Raw genomic sequence first — 19196 nt, 5'->3', positions numbered from 1 at the left:
AGTAAGTCCGTAATTTGTAACAATGCTATCGTGGCGGTGTTTCTGTCAAGGGTCGTCGCGCCCTGGCCGGTGGCTGCCGCGCAGGAGGAGCAACGATGACCCGACCCGCTGTCGAGCGAATCCTGCACGGCCTCGTCGACCTGCACTGCCACTCCGGGCCCAACCCGCTGCCGCGCAAGTTCGACCATGTCCAGGCCGCCGAGGACGGCGCGCGGCTGGGCATGCGCGCCTTCCTGGCGAAGTCCCACCACCACAACACGGTGATGGACCTCCTCGCGATGAGCGATCGGCTGAAAGGCGTGAGCACCGCCGTCTACGGCGGCATCGCGCTGAACAACCAGGTCGGCGGCATCAACCCGTACGCGGTGGAGATGTGCCTGCGGATGGGCGGGCGGTGTGTCTGGTTTCCCACCATCTCCTCCAGCGCGCACGTCGACCATCACAACTCCGGCGGCGGTTTCCCCACGCCGACGATCCCCCTCACCACCACCCAGGTCGACGTGCGTGGCCCGGATGGCGAGCTCATCCCCGAGGTCGGCCAGGTCATCGCGGTCATCGCCGAGACCGGCGCGCTGCTCTCCGCCGGGCACATGGCCCCCGACGACATCCGGGAGGTCTTCACCGCCGCGCGCGAGGCCGGAGTCCGGCGGCTGGTGGTGAGCCATCCGAACTTCGTGATCGGCTCCGACCCGGCGCAGTGCCGGGACTTCGTCGCGCTCGGCGCCTACATCGAGCATGAGACCAGCATGTACGACCCCGAGGTGGCGAACGTGCGGTGGGGTCCGGAGGTGCTGATGGACTGGATCGAGCGGGTCGGGCCCGAGCACACCGTGCTCGCCTCCGACCTAGGCCAGGTCGGCCGCCCGATGCCGGTCGACTCCTTCATCCGGGTCGGGTCCGCGCTGCTCGATCTCGGGCTGCCCGAGAAGGACCTGCGGCAGATAGTCCGCGTCAACCCGTCGTACCTGCTCGGCCTGGACGACTGACTGTAAGGACGGATCACATGTACGCCCCCAACGATCCTCGCGCCGCGCTCAACACGGCACCGGTCACGACGAATCCGAACGCCCCCATCGCCGCGCTCGCCACCTACGAGTTCCTCGCGCTGCCGCCCGACGAGGTCACCGAGCTCGGCAGCAAGACCTGGTACGTCCGCGGCCAGAACTTCGTGCTCGCCTTCACCCGCCTGGTCCCCGGCGACGCGCTCCGCCGCGACGCGGCCGCGCAGCGGGAGGAGTACGTCGTCGTCCTCCCCCACGACGACATCACGATCGACGTGACGGCCGGCGCGGAAAGCCGGACGGTGACCGGGAGCGGCGTGGTCATCGTGCCACCCGGCGACAGCGAGCTCACCGCGCACGGCGACGCCGACCTGGTCCGCCTGTTCGACGTCCGGACCACCGACCTCCTCGCACGCTGCGGCAACGCCTCGGAGTACGCCGAGCCCCACCCGCGCGTCGCCCCGCTGGAGCCGTGGCCGGAGCCGCCCGCGGGCCACCGTCTGCGCGTCTACCGCAACGCCGACTTCCCGTTGCGACCCGGCCGGTTCGGCCGCATCTTCCGGTCCAGCGCCTTCATGGTCAACTTCGGGGATCCCAAGGACGGCCCGCGCGATCCCGATCGGCTCTCCCCCCACCACCACGACGACTTCGAGCAGTGCTCGCTCACCGTCGCCGGTGACTACATCCATCATGTCCGGACGCCCTGGACGTCGAAGCGTTCGCAGTGGCGCGCCGACGAGCACGCGGCCGTCGGCAGCCCCGCCGTCGCGATCATCCCGCCGCCCACCGTGCACACCAGCCAGGCGATCGGCGACGGCGTGCACATGCTCATCGACGTCTTCAGCCCACCGCGCGCGGACTTCTCGGCCAAGGCCGGATGGGTGCTCAACGCCGACGAGTACCCGGCCCCCGACCACATCACGACCGCATGACGTTCTTCGCGACCGCCTCCGCGCAGACGCCGCGGCTGGGCACCTGGATCAAGCTGGCGACCGTCGAGAGCGTCGACATCATGGCCAGCGCCGGATTCGACTTCGTGGTCATCGATCTCGAACACTCCCCGCTCGACCTCACCCTCGCGGCCCGGATGATCAGTGCGGCCTCGGCGTACGGCGTCGATCCCCTGGTACGCGTGCCCGACCATCGGGGCAGCACCATCCAGCGGGTCCTCGACGCCGGCGCCCGGGGCATCCTCGTCCCCCGCGTCGACTCGGTCGCCGACGCCGAGCGGGTGGTGGCGGCCACCCGCTTCCCGCCCCTCGGCCGGCGGGGAGCGGGCGGCACCAGCCGCGCGGGTAAGTGGGGGTTGACGCCCCGAGACGAGTACGTCCGGGTCGGCAACGAGGACGTCGTCTGCGTCCCCCAGCTGGAGAGCCCCGCGGCGATCGACGCCGCCGCCGGCATTCTCGCCGTGCCGGGAGTCGACGCGGTGTTCCTGGGCGCCGGTGACCTCTCCCTCGCGCTCGGGGCCCGCATGAACGATCCCGTGGTCGAGGAGTCGCTCGACCGGGCGCGGGCCGCGGCCGCCGCGGCGGGCAAGCCCTGCGGCGCGGCGTGTACGGACGCGTCGTCGGCCGTCCGGACCGCCGCCCTCGGCCACCAGTTCCTCATCATGGGCAACGACGCCACCATGCTCGCCCGTACGGCCCACTCGATGGCGCGGGCGTTCCGGGAGCAGATGGGCGCGACCTCATGATCGTCGGCACCTGGCGGCTGATCGACTACGTCATGGAGGGCGAGTCCGACGACGGTGCGCGCCCCCTCGGGGACGAGCCGCTCGGCCTGCTCATCTACGGTCCCGACGGCTACATGTCGGTGCAGTACATGGCCGGTGACCGCCCGCTCCTGCGGACGGAGAACTGGCGCTGGACCACCGACGCGGAGAAGCTCGCCGCCGTACGGACCTTCGGCGCGTACGGCGGACGCTACGAATGGTCCGGCGACCGTGTCGTCCACCAGGTCGAGACGGCCATCTACCCCAACTGGATCGGCGCCACGCTGGTCCGCCTCGCCGTCGTGGACGGGGACCGGCTCACCCTGCGCGCCGAGCGAACCCCCGGCAGGCCGCCCACCCCCATCCTCACCTGGGAGCGCATCCGATGACCCCCACCCTGATCGACGCGCACGCGCACCTGGTGACCAACGACCCGGCCTACCCGTTCAACCCGCCCGGCGGCTCGGTCAGCGACGCCGTGCGCGACGATCCGATGACCGCGGAGCGGTTGCTCGCCGCGCTGCGCGACCATGGGCTGTCGGGCGCGGTCGCCGTCCAGCGCGCCCACGTGTTCGGCTACGACAACAGCTATGTGGTGGACTCGGCGGCTCGGCATCCCGACCGGCTCGCCGCCATGTGCGTCCTCGACGCGCAGGCCCCGGACGCGGCGCGGAGCGTACGCCACTGGGCGGAGCGCGGCGCCAGGGCCATCCGCCTCACCTCGCCGGGCGGAAACCAGCACGGCGGCACACCCGGAGCCGAGTGGTTCGCCGGCGAGCGGGCGCGCGAGGTGTGGCGGCAGGCGAGCGAGCTCGGCCTGTCGATGTGCCTGCACATCTACCGCTGGAACCGAGACGAGAGCCTGCGCGCGCTCGCCGCGGTGGCCCGCGGGTTCCCGGACACACCGGTCGTGCTCGATCACGTCGCGAGCGTCGAGGCGGATCGCCCAGAGCCCTACCCGGGGGCCGGCGAGTTGCTCGCGCTGGCCGACCTGCCGCAGGTCCACGTCAAGGTGACGACGCTCAACTTCGCCCGGATCATCGCCGCGGGCGGCGCGCCGTCGGTCGTGGTCGAATGGCTCGTCTCCCGGTTCGGCGCCGAGCGGGTGCTGTGGGGTTCGGACGTCACCCAGACCGCCGGCGCCTACGCGGACATGGTCAGGATCGCCCGCGAGTCGGTCTCCGGCCTGTCCACCAGGGACGCCGCCCTGGTCCTCGGCGGGACGGCGGGCTCGCTCTACCGCATCGCGACGCCGTGACGGGCGACGCCGTGACGGGTGACGGCCTGCCAGGTGACGGCGTGGCGGGTGACGGCCTGCCGGAGGGCGGGGCGCCTCTCGTGGACACCCATGTTCACCTGTTCACCCGCGCGTTGCCCCTCGCGGCGCGGGCCTGGACCCGGCCCGAGGGTGAGCTGACGGCGGACGCCTTCGTGTCGATGATGGACGAGCACGGCGTCGGCTACGGTGTGCTGTCGGCGATGAGCCTGCTCGGCGACCTGAACGACTACACGATCGAGGCGTTGCGGGCGCACGAGCGGCTGCGCGGGACCGTCATCGTCGAGCCCACCGTCGATCGATACGTCCTGGAACGGATGAAGTCCGACGGCGTGGTGGGCGTCAGGTTCCAGTGGCGACGGCTCGCCGACCTGCCGGATCTCACCGACCCGGCGTACCGGCGGCTGCTGTTCCGGGTCGCGGACCTCGACTGGCACATCGAGCTGAACATCGAGGGTGACCGGCTGCCGCCGGTGCTGGAGCGGCTGACCGCCTCCGGGGTGAAGGTCGTCGTGGACCATTTCGGCGACCCGGACCGGGTCACCGGCTACACGGGCGCCGGCGGTGCGGCGCTCCTGCGCGCCCTCGACAGCGGCGGGGTGTGGGTGAAGCTGTCCGCGGGCTACCGCTTCGGCGTCAGCCCGGACACGCTGGCCGGCCACGCGGCGACCCTGATCGGGGCCGCCGGGCCGGACCACGTCTTCTGGGGCAGCGACGCGCCGTTCGTCGGCGCCCGGCATCCGGTCACCTATCGTGACGCCGTCGGCTCCTTCGCGCGGCTCGTACCCGATCCCGCGCTACGCCGGCGGATCTCGCTGGCCTCGCACGCGTTCTACTTCGGCTGAGCACAGGGTCTCGCACGTCCGAGCACGGGCTCGTACGCCGAGCACGCGTACTCCTTCAGCCGAGCGCGGCCGATCACGCGCTGACCGTCGCGGCTGACATGCGCCGACCCTCGCGGCCGAGCCGCAGGGCCGAGCCGCACCGAAGCCGCAGGGCCGAGCCGCGCGCCGAGCCGTCCCAGCCTGGCTGGGACGGCTCTCGCCGGTCACTTCGGGGGCGGCAGGTGGCTCTGCAGGTGCTCGGAGAACCCGGCGAAGTCGGTGGCGAGTTGCTCCGCGCTCCACCCACCGTCGCGGTGCGTGACGAACGCCTCCTTCGGGTGCGCCCAGATCGCGAACCTGTCGCCGCCGAAGCCGATGTACTGCCCGGTGACGCCGGCCGCCTCGTCCGAGGCCAGGTAGACGACGAGCGGCGCCACGTCCTCGACCTTGCCGATGCCGCGCCGGCGCAGGTCGGCCGGGACCGGGCCGCCGGCCTCGACCGCGGCGACGACCTCGGTCAGCGCCGGGATGGTCGCCGCCATCCTGGTCAGCGCGGTGGGCACGATCGCGTTCACGGTCACGCCCAGCTTCGCCGTCTCGATCGACCACACCCGCACCATGGCGATGATGGCCGCCTTGGACGCGGCGTACGCCGTCTGCCCGAAGCCGCCGTACTGGCCGGCGGGTGAGCCGACCAGGATCAGCCGGCCACCGCCGCCCTGCTCGCGGAACCGGCGCACCGCGGCGCGACCGCAGGTGAAGGTGCCACGTACGTGGCTGTCCACCACGAGGTCGAACTCCTCGTCGGTGACCTTGGCCAGCGTACGGTCGCGCAGCGCGCCGGCGTTCGTGCACATCACATCAAGGCGGCCGAACTCCGAGACGGCCCGCTGCACCAGGGCGTCGGCCGACTCCGTGGTACCGACGGCGCACACCTCGGCGACGGCACGTCCACCGGCGCCGGTGATCGCCTCGACGGTTTCCTTGGCGACGTCGGCGTCGATGTCGTTCACCACCACGGCGGCACCGGCCGCGCCCAGCGCCTCGGCGTACGCGCGGCCGAGGCCACGCCCTGATCCGGTGACGATGGCCACCTTGTCGTTGAGCCGCATGGGCTTCCTTTCCCTGTTACTTGCTGATCTTCACCGAGTTGTAGTGGTAGTCACCGACCGACGGTACGTCGAGTCCGGTCACCCCCTTGCGGAAGGCCGCCACGTAGGTCACGCCGCACACCGGGACCACCGGAGGCCCGGCCGCCGCGACGTCCTTGATGATCTGGTGCATCGGCGCCGCCCGCTCCGTGACGTCGTCACTGGCCCGTGCCTTCGCCAGCAGTTCGCCGATCCCCTCCTGGGAGAAGCCGCCCGGGTTGTAGGCGCCACCCTTCATGTAGAAGTCCGCGACGAACTGGCTCGGGTCGGGCCGGCCGGCCTGTACCAGCGCCACCGTGGCGGTGAACTGGCCGGTCCGGCGAGCGGTGATCATCTGCTGGAATTCCAGGACCTTGATCGTGGCTTTGATCCCCACCTGCTGCAGCTGCGCCTGCAGCGCCTGGGCGAGTATCTGGTACGACGTGTTGGGGCCGACCTCCAGCGTTATCTCCATGCCGTTGGGGAAGCCGGCCTCGGCGAGGAGCTTCTTGGCCTTCTCCGGGTCGTAGTAGGAGGACACGTCGCCCAGCTCGGGCACGTAAGCCCAGAAGCCCTCCTGGTACGGCTGCACCGCCGAGACGCAGGCGCCCTCGTACAGGTTCTTGCTGATCGCGTCGCGGTCGATGGCGTACATCAACGCCTGCCTCACCTTGGGGTTGTCGAGCCCCTTGACGGAGGTGTTCAGCAGGATTCCGTTGAAGGTGGTGTTGGGGCCCCTGACCACGGTCAGGCCGTCGGCCTCGGCCTCCTTGATCTGGCCGGGCGTGATCGAGGTGCCGTCGGCCTGCCCCGACTTCACCGCGCGCAGGCGGGTCGTCTCATCGGAGTAGACCGTCATCTCCAGGCCGCCGATGGTCGTCTCGGCGGCGTTCCAGTAGCCCTCGAACTTCTTGAAGGTGACCTTGCCCACCTGCAGCGTGTCGATCTCGAAGGCGCCGGTGCCGACCGGCTTCGTCGGCAGGTCCTCGGCGTCGAGCGCACCGGGCGCGACCACGATGCCGGCCTCACCGGCGAGCACGTTGATCATGTAACCGGCCGGCTCGGAGAAGGTGAGCTTCACCTCGGACGGGCCGGTGACCTCGACCTTGTCGAGCACCGACAGCGTCGTCACGAGCGCACCGCTCTTCTTGTACGCCTCAAGCGACGCCTTGACGGCCTCGGCGTTGAACTCCTCACCGTTGTGGAACTTCACCCCCTCGCGCAGCTTGAGAGTGATCACCTTGTTCTCGTCCGAGAACGTCCACTTGGTCGCCAGACCCGGCCCGATCTCACCGGCCGAACTCCGGCTGATCAGGTGCTCGTAGACCACGTCGAGGAACACCGGGTCCAACGGCGCGGCCTTGCGGGGATCGAAGGAGGTCGGGTTGCCCGGCACGGCCCACCGCAGGATGGCCGTATTGTCAAAAGCGCCGGAATCACCAGAAGTGCCGGAAGCGTTCGACGTCGGCTGGTCGGTCGTCCCGGCGCCACAGCCGGAGAGGGCGAGACCGGTGGCGAGAAACGCACCGGCGGTCTTTACTGCTGCTCGTTTCACGGCTTATGCCTCCATATTTCAGAAGCGAGCTTGACTGGTATGACTGGCGACTCGCGGTGCTCTCCGACTCCGTCGTCGACGTGCCGGCCCGCATCCGCGTGTCCCGTGGTTCTCGATGACCCGTCTTCAGCCGTGACGCTGAATTACGCCCCCACCAGGTCCTGGACTTGAGCTGTGGGCCGGTCGGCCTACAACCGGCTGCTGGCGATCGCGGCGCCTTCGGAGAGTGCGGCGAGCTTCGCCCACACGATCTCCTCGTGGCCCACGCGCGATCCGATCCCGCAGTCGGTCCCCGCCTGCAGGTTCTCCTTGCCCACCACGCTGGCGAAGTTCGTCAGCCGTTCGGCGACGAGCAGGGGATGTTCGACCAGGTCGGTGGCGTGGCTGACCACTCCGGGGGCGAGGATCTTGCCCTCGGGCAGTTTCACGTCCTCCCACACCCGCCACTCGTGCGCGTGCCGGACGTTGCCCGACTCGATGGCGTAGGCCTGGGTATTGACCTTGATCAGCAGGTCCGCGATGTGTTCGAGGCCGATGTCCTGCGTGTGCGGCCGGTGACCGCTGCCCCAGCAGGTGTGCATCCGGATCTGCTCGGTGGGCAGCCCGTCGATGCTGTGGTTGATCACCTCTACCGCGAACTCGAGGTAACGACGCAGGTCCTCGACCGTCCAGGTGGGGTGGAACTGCCAGGTGGTCGCGAACTCGGGCTCGTCGATCTGCAGCACCAGGCCGGCGTCGGTGATCGCCCGGTACTCCTCGCGGAGCGCCTCGGCGACCGCGAACATGTACTCTTCCTCGCTCGCGTAGTGCTCGTTCCTCGCGCCCGCGCCCAGGCTGAGCGGTCCCAGCGCGGCGATGAAACCGTCCACCTCCTTGCCTTCGACCGCCGTCCTCATCGCCGCGATGTCGGCCGCGATGGCGTCCTGGCCGATGTAGGTGATCGGGGAGGTGCACACCCGGCCCGACGTCGGCGGCTTCGGCGCGGCGCCCGGGGTCGAGAAGCCGGGCCTGACCGGCCCTCCCGCTCCGGCCAGCCAGAGGCCGGAGGCGTAGGTGCCCGGGAAGTCCGCCTTGTCGCGCGCGGCGACGTACTCACGCTTGGGCGGGACGTTCGGGTCGATGGGCAGGGTCTCCCAGCCGGTCACGCGGGCGTGGATGTAACCGCTGTAGGCGGTCAGGTTCGCGGCCTTGACGTACTCGCCGTCGTTGACGGTGTCGAGGCCGCACTCGATCTGACGGGCGACGACCTCGGCCACCGCGCTGGGCAGGCGCGCGTCGACGGCCTCCTGATCGCCCTGGGCGATCAGCTCGTCCAGGTCCTTGGGCCGCGGCAGGTTGCCGCCGTGCGTGGTGAGAATCCGACCGTTTCCGCGCCTCATACGTGTCTCCTAGCCAAGGTGTCTTCTCCCGCGCCGACGCGCAGGAACTTCTGCAGTTGGTGCCGGCCGCTCGACGGCGCGACCCAGCCGGGTCTGATGGCGAAGCTGTACGTCACCTCCGCGACGTACAGGTCTCCGTGGGAGTCCAGTGCGACCCCGTGCGGCGCGATGAAGTTGCCGACCGCCGTGCGATCCGTCGTGGAGTCTCCCCACCGCTCGACCACGTCGCCGTGCCGGTCCAGCACGGTGAGCCGAGCGGGCTGGTCCTCCAGTGCCTCGCCGTGCACGAAGGACCTCTTGCCCGCCGGCCGCCACAGTTCGACGACGAACACCGAGCCGTCCGGGGCGATGGTGAGGTCGCACGGGCGCCGGACGTCGGTCCACTCCTCGATGAACTCCCCGTCCGGGGTGAAGATCTGGATCCGGTCGTTCTCGCGGTCGCCGACGAACACCCGCCCGTCCGCCGCGATGTCCAGGCAGTGCGGCAGGTGGAACCGACCGGGGCCGGTGCCGGGCTCGCCCCAGGAGCCGATCAGGTCACCGGACGCGGTGAACCTGTGCACCCGGCTGTTTCCGTACCCGTCGGTCACGTAGAGGTCGCCGTCCGGGGCGACGGCGAGGTTGGTGGGCCGGTTGAACGGCCCGCCCGCGTACCGGACGCCCTCGACACTGTGCACGTGCACCGGCCGGCCGGAGACGAACCCGGTGTCCGAGGCCGTCCCGGTGGTGCCCAGCGTCATGAGCTGCTCGCCCTCGGGGGTGAACTTGCGGACCGTGTGGTCGCCCGCGTCGACGCAGTAGACGCCGCCGTCCGGCCCGACGGTCAACCCGTGCGGCGTGGTGAACAGGCCCTTTCCCCAGCTCCGGACGAAGGTGCCGTCCCGCTCGTACACGATGACCTGGCCGTCGAAGCGGGTGAACAGATAGACGCGGTCGGCCGCGTCCACGTCGACCGCGGCCACGTCCGCGTGCCGCAGCCCGTCCGGCAACCGCTCCCAGTCACCGTCGACCTCGAACCTCCGCCCGTCCGTCACGACGCCGCCCCGGAGGTGGAACGCGGTGCCGGCAGCCAGCCCCACGGGTGAGTGCCCCATCCGGGCGCGATCAGCTCGCCGGCCCGTACGGTCTGCACCGGCCGCAGGCCGAAGCCGCCGTGGAAGACCTCCTGTTTGGTGTCGACGAACTCGAAGTCGCCTTCGACCAGGTCGAGCACCGTGAGGTCGGCTTCCCTGCCGACCGCGATGGCACCGAGCTCACGCTCCGCGCCGATCGCCCGCGCCGCGTTCGCCGTGGTCATCTGGACCACCTCGGACAGGGTGTAGCCCACGGCCATGAACTTGGCCATGCACTCCAGCAGCGAGTGGAAGGTCTCTCCCGCCGCGGTGAGGTCGCTGCTGATGGTGTCGGGGAGGAGCCCGAGCGCGCGTTGCTCGCTCGCGACCCGGTAACCGAAGTTGCCCTTGCCCAGCGCGGAGTCGAGGGTGATCCCGCGCTCGCGGGCGGCGAGCAGGGCGGGCATCATCCGATCCACCGCGTCCATCACGCCGCCGTGGTTCGGCGTGCACAGATGGGTGAGGATGTCTCCCGCGTCGAGCTGTTCGATGGCGAACCGGGTGGCCGGTTCGAGCAGGTGCGGATCGGGGCGCCGCCGCGCGGACAGGTCGCCGATGTGCACCATGAGCGGGAGCCCGTGCTCCCTGGCCACCGCCTTGGTCGCGGACACGATGTCCTTGCCCCGCGTGGCGACCAGCGGCCCGACCAGCCGCAGCTTGATGCCCTGGACCAGCCCGGGATTGGCGGCGACGCACTTCGCGATGGCGACCGGGTCGATCTCGGCCAGGTCGTTGATGTCGATCATGGTGGGCATGGTGTGCGCGTAGCTGCCGATGTTCAGGTACGGGATGACCCGTGTTCTGGCGTTCGGCTGGATGTAGGCGGAGAAGACACCGATGTTGGCGACGCCGACGGATCCGGCGTCGACCAGCGTGGTGACTCCCGAACGCACGCCGATGGCGTCGGGATCGCAGCCTTCCATGCCCACACCCGGGGTGATCGCGCCGTGCGCGACGTGCGTGTGGATGTCGATCAACCCGGGGACGACGTAGCGCCCGGAGCCGCTCGCGTCGATCACCCGGCGGGCCGAGTCGCCGGGGATGTCCTCGCCCACCTTGGTGATCCGGCCGCCGGTGACGGCGATGTCCATGACGCCGTCGAGTCCTTGCCCGGGGTCCAGAACCTGGCCGCCCTTGATCAACAGGTCGTACCGGGTGACCGGGTCGTCGCTCATCAGTCCTCCTGTCAGTGCCGCGATCGCGGCACGTCCCGCCCAGCGGGCCTGGGATGTGCTGTTCGGTTGCCGGTCCGGGGTCAGAAGTGGTCCCAGCCAGGGGGCAGCGCGGTCATCTGCACGGCCCAGCCTCGTTCGAGTGCCTCGGCCGAGTCGGCGAGTCCGATCCGGCTCAGCACCTCGCGCGCGTCGGCGCCCGGTCGGCGTACCGGGTGGCCCAGGCGCGGCGGGTTGCCGTGCACCCGGATCGCGATGCCGGGCATCACCACCTCGCCGACCTCCTCGGAGATCTGGCTCACGGTGAGCCCTCTCGATCGGGCCCACGTGTCGGTCATCAGCTCCACGAGGGTCGTGACCGGATGCGCGCCCAGCCCCGCCGCGGTGAGGCGGCCGGTCCACTCACGGGCGGTGCCGGTGTGGAAGGCGGTCTCCAGGGCCGCGGCCACCGCGTCGTCGTCGGCCCCGTCCAGGCCGGACAGTGCCTCCTTCAGGCCGGGAACCTCGCGGAGCACGGGTAGGCCGCCCCGGGTCGCCCCGAGGAAGAACCATCGGTCGGACGCCCGGTAGAACCGGTGCCACGGGTCGACTCCCAGGGCCGACGGCCCGCACGGCTCGGCCGCGGGGCGGTGCCGGCCTCGCTCCGCATCCGGGAGCCCGGGTGCGGGGCGCACCGCGAACCTCGCCTGCTGGTAGCCGCCGGTCTGGGTCAGGGAGGTGTGCACCTGCTGGCCTTCTCCGGTCAGCTCGCGATGGTAGAGACCCACCGCGCTCGCGAAGGCGGCCATGGCGCCGGTGCCGTAGTCCAGGAGGTTGTACGGGCCCAGCACGGCCGGTCGGCCGTCGCCGCCCGTCCGGGTCATGATCCCGGTCGCGGCCTGCCCCTGGGTCTCGTACCCCCGGCGGCCGGACCAGGGCCCGCCGTAGCCGTAGCAGCTGACGGAGACGTAGACGATGTCGGGACGGCGGGCCCGGACGTGCTCGTAGCCGAGGCCGTAGCGTTCGGCGGTCCGCTCGGGGAAGTTGTGGGTCAGCACGTCCGCGTCGTCGATGAGGCGCCAGAGGATCTGCTGGCCCTGGCTCGACTTCACGTCCACGAGGACCGTCCGCTTGCCACGGTTGACGAACCCGTGCGCGCCGACGCGCCGCTGCGGTGAGTTGATCTTGACGACGTCGGCCCCGAACTCGACCAGAATCCGTCCCGCGCTCGGCCCGGCCAGAATCTGGGTGAGGTCGACGACCCGCCGTCCCGTGTAGGGCAGGGAGACCGGCGCGCCCTCGCCCTCGCCGCGCGGCGGGTCAGCGGGTGGCGAGGTGAGTTCGGCGAGGATCTCGGCGCGGTCCGCGTCGGGCAGGTGCCGTGGCCTGCCGGGCGGCACGGGGGTGGCGGACAGCCACACCGCCGAGCCGGGCATCACCGTCGCGCCGAGCTCCGGATCGTCGACCACGACGGCCTGCCCGGAGGCGAGCGCGTGGTCGGTCTCCAGCCACTCGGCCAGCGTCCGGACCGCGGCGAGCGGGACGCCCGCCGCGTTGGCGAGCTCCTCCCATTCGCCCGCGGGGCGGGTCTGGAACAGCGCGGTGAGCCGGTCGTGCAGCAGCCGGCGCAGCGACGGGTCGCGATCCATCCGGGCGCGGTCGGTCAGGCCATCGCCCGTCCAGGCCGTCACCCCGGCCGCGTCGAGGAACCAGGTGAGGAAGCGGGGCGTCGCGCCGATCGGGTTGAACTGCACGTACCCGCCGTCCGCGCAGCGGTACGTGCCACTGCCGTTGGAACTGATCGCCCGCTCCGGCAGCAGTCCCTGCGCGACCGGGTAGGCGCCGCTCCCCCCGATCGCCTCGAACATCGCGTTGAACAGCGGGACCTCGACGCGATCACCTCGTCCGGTGCGGTGCCGGGCGGTGAGGCTCGCCACGATCGCGAAGGCGCCGCAGAACGCCGCGAAGTTGGACGCGACGGGTATCGCCGTGTAGGTCGGCCGGGTGTCGTCCCAGCCGTCCGGCGCGTGACCGGCCCGGATCCGGCAGTTGCCGGTGGCGGCCGCGATGACCCCCTCCCAGCCCGGGACACCGGCGCGCGGATCGTCGGCCGCGAAGCCCGGCATCGAGCAGTAGACGAGCCGCGGGTTGCCGGCGCGCAGTTCCTCCCAGCCGAGCCCGAGCCGGTCCATCACCCCGGGCCGGAAGTTCTCGATGAGGACGTCGGCCCGCCGGACGAGGTCGCGGGCGACGCTCAGGTCCGCCGCGTCCTTCAGGTCGAGGCTGATGCGCCGCTTGCCCCGGTTGAAGAACGCGTCGTCGGCGGGGGGAGTGACGCCCGGACGGTCGACGTGCACGACGTCGGCTCCCTGGTCGGCGAGCATGACCGCGGCCAGCGGTCCGGCGACGTGGTGACCGAAGTCGATGACGCGGATCCCGTGCAGAGCTCCGGGGGCGCTCATCGCGAGGTCTCCTGAGGCTCGCTGACCAGCGTGTCGTTCGGCGACGGCCGGTGCAGGACGCACGCGACCCTGTGCTCGGCGCCGATCTGCAACAGCGGCGGGTCCTGGTGGGCGCACTCGTCCTGGACGACCGGGCAGCGGGTGCGAAAGCGGCATCCCGACGGGGGGTTCGCCGGATCGGGAAGCTCGCCGCGGAGCACGGTGCGGCGCCGCGAGCGCTGCGCGTCCGGATCGGGCACCGGCACCGCCGACAGCAGCGCCTTGGTGTACGGGTGCCGCGGGTCGGTGGCGATCTGCTCCGCGGTCCCCTCCTCGACGATCCGGCCCAGGTACATCACCGCGATCCGGTGCGACAGGTGCCTGACCGTGGCGAAGTCGTGGGACACGAGGACCACCGCCTGCCCGGTGTCCTCCTGGATGGACAGCAGCAGGTTGAGGATCTCCGAACGGGTGGACAGGTCCAGTGCGGAGGTCGGCTCGTCGGCGACGAGAACGCTCGGCGAGAGCGCCAGCGCGCGGGCGATGCAGACCCGCTGCCGCTGCCCACCGGACAGCTCGTCCGGATACCTGTCGACGAACGCCGGATCGAGGGTGACCCGGCCGAGCAGCTGGGCGGCGCGCTCACGCATCTGGTCCCGGCTGATCAGGCCGTGGACCAGGAGCGGTTCGGCGATGGCGTGGCCGATCGTCTTGGTCGGGTCGAGCGCGCCGTACGGATCCTGGAAGATGACCTGGAGCTTGCTGCGCATCTCCTTGAGCTCGCTGCCGCGCGCTCTGCTGACGTCCTTGCCCTCCACCTCGACCGTGCCCTGGTCGGGCTTGAGCAGCCGGGCCATCAGCCGGCCCACCGTCGTCTTGCCCGATCCGGACTCGCCCACGATGCCGACCGTGGTGCCGGCCCGTACCTCCAGGTCGACTCCGTCGACGGCCTGGACGCTCTCCAGCGTCCGGCCCAGCAGGCCGCGGCGCAGCGGGAACGACTTGGTCAGGCCGCGCACGCGCAGAACCACACGATCCTCAGCCACGAACGGCCCCCTTCAGAATCAGGTCGCCGGAGGCGACGCGTCCGCATCGCGTGCGGCGGTCGTCGCCGATGGTCGTGTCGGCCTGGGGGCGCCGGCAGAAGTCTTCGACGCTGTGCGCGCAGCGAGGCTCGAACCGGCAGCCCTCGGGGAACTGGCCCGCGGACGGGACCCTGCCCGGGATGACCGTCAAACCGGTCCTGGCCCGGCCCGCCTGCGGCACGGCGGCGAGCAGCGCGCTGGAGTACGGGTGCCGAGGCTCGTAGAAGAGCCGGTCGACGGGGGTTCGCTCGGCGACGTGACCGGCGTACATGACGACCACGTCGTCACAGAAGTCCGCGACCACGCCGAGATCGTGCGTGACCAGCAGGACGGCCAGATCTAGGTCGCGTCGCAGATCGCGCAGCAACTCCAGGATCTCGGCCTGGATCGTGACATCGAGGGCGGTGGTGGGTTCGTCGGCGATCAGCAGCTTCGGGTCGCAGGCGATGGCGGCCGCGATCATGACGCGTTGCTGCATGCCGCCGCTCATCTCGTGCGGGTAGGACCTGAGCCTGCGCTCGGCGTTCGGGATGCCGACCCGGCTCAGCAACTGTCCCGCCTGCCTGAGCGCGACCGACCGCCGCTCGCCCAGGTGCAGCCGTCGCACCTCGGCGATCTGGTCGCCGACGGTCATCGTCGGGTTGAGGCTGCTCATCGGCTCCTGGAAGACCATGCCGACTGGCCCGCCGCGGATCCGGCGAAGCTGCCGCCGGTCGCAGGTGAGCAGGTCCACCCCGTCGAAGCGGATCGAGCCCGCCGCGACCCGGACGGCCGCGGGCAACAGGCCCAGGATCGCCATGGAGGTGAGCGACTTGCCGCAGCCGGACTCGCCGATCAGCGCGACCGCCTGCCCCTTGCGCACCTCGAAGGTGACGTCCTCGACCAGGCCGGGCTGTCTGGAGCCGCCGGGCAGGTCGATGGTGAGGCCCTCGACGGAGAGCAGCGGCTCGGTGGCGCCGGCATCGCTTCGCCGTGCCGGTCCTGCTGTCATGTACGCCTCCTGAGTCCGACGGCGTCACGGATCGAGTCACCGATCGTGTTGAACGCGAGCACGGTCAGTACCATCGCGATTCCGGGCGGCACCACCGAGAAGGGCGAGTGGAACTGGTTGGTGTACGCGGCCTTGAGCATCGAGCCCCAACTCGCGTCGGGTGGCTGGACTCCGAGACCGATGAAGCTCAGGCTCGCCTCGACCAGGAGTGCGACGCCCATCAGGATCGTGACCTGGACCAGCAGCGGAGCGGCGATGTTGGGCAGGATGTGCACCCAGAGGGTCCGCCGGGTGGACGAGCCGATCGCCACCGCCGAGTCCACGAAGGTCTCCTCCGCCACGGCCAGCGTCGCCCCGCGTACGACACGGAACAGACCGGGGGCGAAGATGATGCCGATCGCGAACATGGCGTTGACGAGCCCCGGGCCGAGCACGGCGACGATGGCGAGCGCCCCGACGAGGGCGGGGAGGCTGAGGATCGTGTCGGCCAGCCGGCCCGCGACGGTGTCGACGACACCGCGGCGCAGACCGGCCCACAGCCCGAGCGGCAGGCCGATGAGCAACGCGACGCCCACCGAGATGAGCGGGGCGACGACGGCGATGCGCGACGCCTGGATGATCCGGCTCGCGACATCACGGCCGAACTCGTCGGTGCCGAGCAGATGCGTGAAGCCGACATCGGCGAACCTGTTGCCGAGGTTCTGGGCCTCCGGGTCGTGCGGGTAGACGAGAGGCCCGGCGATCGCGAAGAAGACGAGGGCGACGATGAATCCGACGGCGATCGCACTGGACGGCCTGCGCAGGGTCGAGCGCAGGACATGGCGAGGACGGGCGCTTCGGGTGGCCGTGGTCATGCCGTACGCACCTTCGGGTTGATCCAGCCGTAGGCCAGGTCCACGATGAGGTTGATCGCCACCACGATGACGGCGCTGAACAGGACGTATCCCTGGATCATCGGGTAGTTCCGTTGCAGCACCGAGTTGATGGCGAGGGAGCCGAGTCCGGAGATGCCGAACACGGCCTCCACCACGATGACTCCGCCGAGGAGCCGCCCGGCCTGCAGACCGAGCACGGTCACCACGGGGATGGCCGCGTTACGCAGGATGTGCCGCCGGACCAGCCACATGCCCGAGGCGCCTCGGGCCCGTGCCGTGCGCACATACGGGCGAGTGAGCACGTCGGCCACACAGCCTCGGGTGTGCCTGGCGAGCTCGGCCGCCGTGGCCACCCCGAGCGCCGTGGACGGGAGGATCACGTAGGAGAGCCACTCCCCGAATCCCTCCCTTAAGTCGACATATCCGGTCGCCGGCAGCCAGGGGTTGGCCAGCGCGAACACGGACACGAGCACCATCGCCAGCCAGAAGCTCGGCATCGCGATGCCGAGGGTGGCGAGGGCGGACACGGTCCGGTCGATCCAGCTTCCCTGGGTGAGGCCCGCGACGGTGCCGACCGTCACGCCGAGCACGACGGCGATCATGATCGCCATCAGGGTGATGACCACGGTCGGCGGTGCCGCCTCGATGATCGTGTCCGCGACGGACCTGTTGGTGAACAACGAGTTGCCGAGATCTCCATGCAGGATGCCGGAGAACCAGCCGAAGTACTGCTCCAGGACGGGTTTGTCCAAGCCGAGTTCGACACGGATCCTGGCCACTTCGGCCACGGTGGCGTTCTCGCCGGCGATCACTTCCGCCGGGTCGCCGGGAATCAGCTGTACCAGCAGGAAGGTGAGAATCGAAACAAGCCACAAGACCAGCAGACCGCCGCCGAGCCGGCGAATTACCATGCCCGCGCTCACCGCCACCTCCGTCCAGCGCTACGTGGAACGAAGAGTGCGCGGAGCCGGGCGAGGCACTCGCCGACTCCGTTCGTGCAACATCGATCCACTGCGCTGTTGTCCGATAATGGGACAAAATGTGCAATAGTTGTAAACGCAATGCTGCCCTGCGGTTACGTGGGCGTCAAGAGGGAGCCGTTGCGTAAATGGGCGGTTTCGGGATCGTTACCGGGCGCCCGTCGCAAGGCGGTGACCACCCGAAACGCCGTCACGGTCAGACGGCTGCGGGCGCGCGTCGGTTACCACGTATAGCCGACGGGGCGAGGTGGCACCGTGGGCCGCGGCACAGTATGGGGACGTACTCTTTGTCGTCACACACATGGCAACCCCGGCGTTCGACCTTAGGATTCGCACATGGCCGCAGAGTCATCGTTCACCGGCCTCGCCAGTGTCACCAGCGGGTCTACCGAGATCACCCAGGAGAACCGGACTCTACGTGACCTGGTGGAGATCTATCGTCAGCTGTCCGGCCTGGTTCTCCAGGACGCCGACATCGGCACGGTCGCCCACCTCGTCGCCCACCGGACCGAGGTGACGGTGGCCATCATCAGCCAGAAGCTGGGCATCCTCGCCGCGGCCTCGCCCGGCCAGAGCGACGACAGCGCCATCCAGTACGTCCACGACCACCTGATCCATCCCCGGCTGGCGCACATGCTCGCCAGCGCGGGCAAGTCCCGCCATCCGCTCCGGCTGCCCGATCCGGCGCGCGGCCGAGCCCGCATCGTGGCCCCGATCTTCATCGGCGACACCGTGTCCGCCTATCTCGTCTCGCTCGTCGCGGCGGCCCCCGACCAGGGGGAGGACATCGACCTGCTGATCGCCGAGCATGCCGCGACGATCTGCGGGGTCATCCTGGCCCGCGAACGCGTCATCTTCTCGGCGGCGAGCCAGGTGCGTGACGACCTCGTCGAAGGGCTGCTGTCCGGGTCGGGCCGGGACAACGACGAGGTCGTGCGCTGGGCGCAGCACCTCGGCTACGACACCGAGCGCGACCACCGCGTCCTGTCGATCATTCTCGAACCGCCCACGGGCGACACCCAGCGCAGCGCCCTCGTCGCCGAACGCGCCGCGGGCGCGACCGCCCGCCTGTTCATCGCCCAGTCCCCGGACGCGATCACCTCCGTACGTACGGACGAGGTGGTCGTGGTGTTGACCGAGAGCGCGACGCCGGGCTCGACCACCCGGGCAGAGCAGCTCGGCACCCTGTGCGTGCAACGACTCGGGGCGCTGTTTCCCGACGTCGGCGTGTCCATCGGCATCGGTGGAACGTTCCGCGAACCGGCGCACATCGCCCGCTCGTACGAGGAGGCGCGGCGGACCAACGAGGCGATCGGGCGGCTCGGCCGGCGCGGCACCGTGGTCGCCTTCGACAAGCTCGGCATCAGCCGCCTGCTGCTCCAGGTGCCCGACATCGAGACGCTGCGCGAGTTCGCCGCGGACATCCTCGGCGAGGTACTGCGCCACGAGAAGAAGCACCACTCGGAGTTCATCTCCACCCTGATGTGCTACTTCCGGGAGAACAACAGCCCGCAACGCGCGTCGAAGCTGCTGCACGTGCATCCCAACACGGTCACCTACCGGATCCACCGGATCGAGGAGATCACCGGACTGGATCTGAACACCTATCGCGACCGCCTCGCCGCGCAGGTGGCTCTGGAGATTCTCGACGCTCTCGGCGGCGAGGTCGGGTGAGGTCGGTG

Annotated in this window: 17 protein-coding genes; 7 read left to right on the top strand and 10 right to left on the bottom strand. The window is 70.5% G+C overall.

Features of this window, described 5'->3' with window-relative positions:
- Positions 1–95: 95 nt before the first annotated feature.
- The 6 genes from ACFFRH_RS06810 to ACFFRH_RS06785 are packed head-to-tail and all read left to right on the top strand — an operon-like array spanning position 96 to position 4836.
- Positions 96–986: a DUF6282 family protein gene (locus ACFFRH_RS06810; RefSeq protein ID WP_344747176.1), complete on the top strand. Its 891-nt coding sequence runs from the start codon at positions 96–98 to the stop codon at positions 984–986.
- Positions 987–1003: 17 nt separating this feature from the next.
- Positions 1004–1933, top strand: coding sequence for a cupin domain-containing protein (locus ACFFRH_RS06805; protein ID WP_344747177.1), 930 nt, complete (start codon positions 1004–1006; stop codon positions 1931–1933).
- Positions 1930–2697: an HpcH/HpaI aldolase family protein gene (locus ACFFRH_RS06800; protein WP_344747178.1), complete on the top strand. Its 768-nt coding sequence runs from the start codon at positions 1930–1932 to the stop codon at positions 2695–2697. The genes ACFFRH_RS06805 and ACFFRH_RS06800 overlap by 4 nt, the downstream gene beginning before the upstream one ends.
- Positions 2694–3104, top strand: coding sequence for a lipocalin-like domain-containing protein (locus ACFFRH_RS06795; RefSeq protein WP_344747179.1), 411 nt, complete (start codon positions 2694–2696; stop codon positions 3102–3104). The genes ACFFRH_RS06800 and ACFFRH_RS06795 overlap by 4 nt, the downstream gene beginning before the upstream one ends.
- Positions 3101–3973, top strand: a complete 873-nt coding sequence (locus tag ACFFRH_RS06790) for an amidohydrolase family protein (protein ID WP_344747180.1) — start codon at positions 3101–3103, stop codon at positions 3971–3973. Before ACFFRH_RS06795 ends, ACFFRH_RS06790 begins: the two co-directional genes overlap by 4 nt.
- Positions 3970–4836, top strand: coding sequence for an amidohydrolase family protein (locus ACFFRH_RS06785; protein ID WP_344745903.1), 867 nt, complete (start codon positions 3970–3972; stop codon positions 4834–4836). The genes ACFFRH_RS06790 and ACFFRH_RS06785 overlap by 4 nt, the downstream gene beginning before the upstream one ends.
- A 203-nt stretch (positions 4837–5039) precedes the next feature.
- Here ACFFRH_RS06785 and ACFFRH_RS06780 read toward each other — a convergent pair whose 3' ends face one another.
- The 10 genes from ACFFRH_RS06780 to ACFFRH_RS06735 all read right to left on the bottom strand — a co-directional run bounded on the left by ACFFRH_RS06780 (position 5040) and on the right by ACFFRH_RS06735 (position 17445).
- Positions 5040–5927, bottom strand: a complete 888-nt coding sequence (locus ACFFRH_RS06780; protein ID WP_344745901.1) for an SDR family NAD(P)-dependent oxidoreductase — start codon at positions 5925–5927, stop codon at positions 5040–5042.
- Positions 5928–5943: 16 nt separating this feature from the next.
- Entirely contained in the window at positions 5944–7341 is a 1398-nt protein-coding gene (locus ACFFRH_RS06775) for an ABC transporter substrate-binding protein (protein ID WP_344745900.1), read from the bottom strand.
- Positions 7342–7688: 347 nt separating this feature from the next.
- A complete protein-coding gene (locus tag ACFFRH_RS06770) occupies positions 7689–8879 on the bottom strand; it encodes a uroporphyrinogen decarboxylase/cobalamine-independent methonine synthase family protein (protein WP_344745899.1) in 1191 nt (396 codons plus the stop codon).
- Positions 8876–9913: a peptidyl-alpha-hydroxyglycine alpha-amidating lyase family protein gene (locus tag ACFFRH_RS06765; protein ID WP_344745898.1), complete on the bottom strand. Its 1038-nt coding sequence runs from the start codon at positions 9911–9913 to the stop codon at positions 8876–8878. Before ACFFRH_RS06765 ends, ACFFRH_RS06770 begins: the two co-directional genes overlap by 4 nt.
- The gene (locus ACFFRH_RS06760; protein ID WP_344745896.1) at positions 9910–11166 is read right to left on the bottom strand and encodes an amidohydrolase family protein; all 1257 of its coding nucleotides are present in this window, start codon (positions 11164–11166) and stop codon (positions 9910–9912) included. The genes ACFFRH_RS06765 and ACFFRH_RS06760 overlap by 4 nt, the downstream gene beginning before the upstream one ends.
- 80 nt (positions 11167–11246) lie before the next feature.
- Positions 11247–13604 (bottom strand): CaiB/BaiF CoA transferase family protein, encoded by a 2358-nt coding sequence (locus ACFFRH_RS06755; RefSeq protein ID WP_386155007.1) that lies wholly within the window; start codon positions 13602–13604, stop codon positions 11247–11249.
- Positions 13601–14629, bottom strand: a complete 1029-nt coding sequence (locus tag ACFFRH_RS06750) for an ABC transporter ATP-binding protein (protein WP_386155005.1) — start codon at positions 14627–14629, stop codon at positions 13601–13603. The genes ACFFRH_RS06755 and ACFFRH_RS06750 overlap by 4 nt, the downstream gene beginning before the upstream one ends.
- Entirely contained in the window at positions 14622–15659 is a 1038-nt protein-coding gene (locus ACFFRH_RS06745; RefSeq protein ID WP_344745894.1) for an ABC transporter ATP-binding protein, read from the bottom strand. The genes ACFFRH_RS06750 and ACFFRH_RS06745 overlap by 8 nt, the downstream gene beginning before the upstream one ends.
- Complete coding sequence (locus tag ACFFRH_RS06740; RefSeq protein ID WP_344745892.1) at positions 15656–16513, bottom strand: ABC transporter permease; 858 nt, start codon at positions 16511–16513, stop codon at positions 15656–15658. Before ACFFRH_RS06740 ends, ACFFRH_RS06745 begins: the two co-directional genes overlap by 4 nt.
- Entirely contained in the window at positions 16510–17445 is a 936-nt protein-coding gene (locus ACFFRH_RS06735; protein ID WP_386155001.1) for an ABC transporter permease, read from the bottom strand. The genes ACFFRH_RS06740 and ACFFRH_RS06735 overlap by 4 nt, the downstream gene beginning before the upstream one ends.
- A gap of 405 nt (positions 17446–17850) precedes the next feature.
- Here ACFFRH_RS06735 and ACFFRH_RS06730 point away from each other — a divergent pair, with 405 nt between their 5' ends.
- Entirely contained in the window at positions 17851–19188 is a 1338-nt protein-coding gene (locus ACFFRH_RS06730; protein WP_344745889.1) for a PucR family transcriptional regulator, read from the top strand.
- Positions 19189–19196 lie beyond the last annotated feature (8 nt).

The sequence above is a fragment of the Streptosporangium vulgare genome (assembly GCF_042428775.1).
GTDB lineage: Bacteria > Actinomycetota > Actinomycetes > Streptosporangiales > Streptosporangiaceae > Streptosporangium > Streptosporangium vulgare.
The sequence above is the reverse complement of the archived record's forward strand: the minus strand, read 5'-3'. Positions and strand labels throughout refer to the sequence as shown.

Coding starts and splice junctions, on each gene's coding strand:
- ACFFRH_RS06810 (WP_344747176.1), top strand. CDS start 96: ATGACCCGACCCGCTGTCGAGCGAATCCTGCACGGCCTCGTCGACCTG.
- ACFFRH_RS06805 (WP_344747177.1), top strand. CDS start 1,004: ATGTACGCCCCCAACGATCCTCGCGCCGCGCTCAACACGGCACCGGTC.
- ACFFRH_RS06800 (WP_344747178.1), top strand. CDS start 1,930: ATGACGTTCTTCGCGACCGCCTCCGCGCAGACGCCGCGGCTGGGCACC.
- ACFFRH_RS06795 (WP_344747179.1), top strand. CDS start 2,694: ATGATCGTCGGCACCTGGCGGCTGATCGACTACGTCATGGAGGGCGAG.
- ACFFRH_RS06790 (WP_344747180.1), top strand. CDS start 3,101: ATGACCCCCACCCTGATCGACGCGCACGCGCACCTGGTGACCAACGAC.
- ACFFRH_RS06780 (WP_344745901.1), bottom strand. CDS start 5,927: ATGCGGCTCAACGACAAGGTGGCCATCGTCACCGGATCAGGGCGTGGC.
- ACFFRH_RS06770 (WP_344745899.1), bottom strand. CDS start 8,879: ATGAGGCGCGGAAACGGTCGGATTCTCACCACGCACGGCGGCAACCTG.
- ACFFRH_RS06760 (WP_344745896.1), bottom strand. CDS start 11,166: ATGAGCGACGACCCGGTCACCCGGTACGACCTGTTGATCAAGGGCGGC.
- ACFFRH_RS06755 (WP_386155007.1), bottom strand. CDS start 13,604: ATGAGCGCCCCCGGAGCTCTGCACGGGATCCGCGTCATCGACTTCGGT.
- ACFFRH_RS06745 (WP_344745894.1), bottom strand. CDS start 15,659: ATGACAGCAGGACCGGCACGGCGAAGCGATGCCGGCGCCACCGAGCCG.
- ACFFRH_RS06740 (WP_344745892.1), bottom strand. CDS start 16,513: ATGACCACGGCCACCCGAAGCGCCCGTCCTCGCCATGTCCTGCGCTCG.
- ACFFRH_RS06735 (WP_386155001.1), bottom strand. CDS start 17,445: ATGGTAATTCGCCGGCTCGGCGGCGGTCTGCTGGTCTTGTGGCTTGTT.
- ACFFRH_RS06730 (WP_344745889.1), top strand. CDS start 17,851: ATGGCCGCAGAGTCATCGTTCACCGGCCTCGCCAGTGTCACCAGCGGG.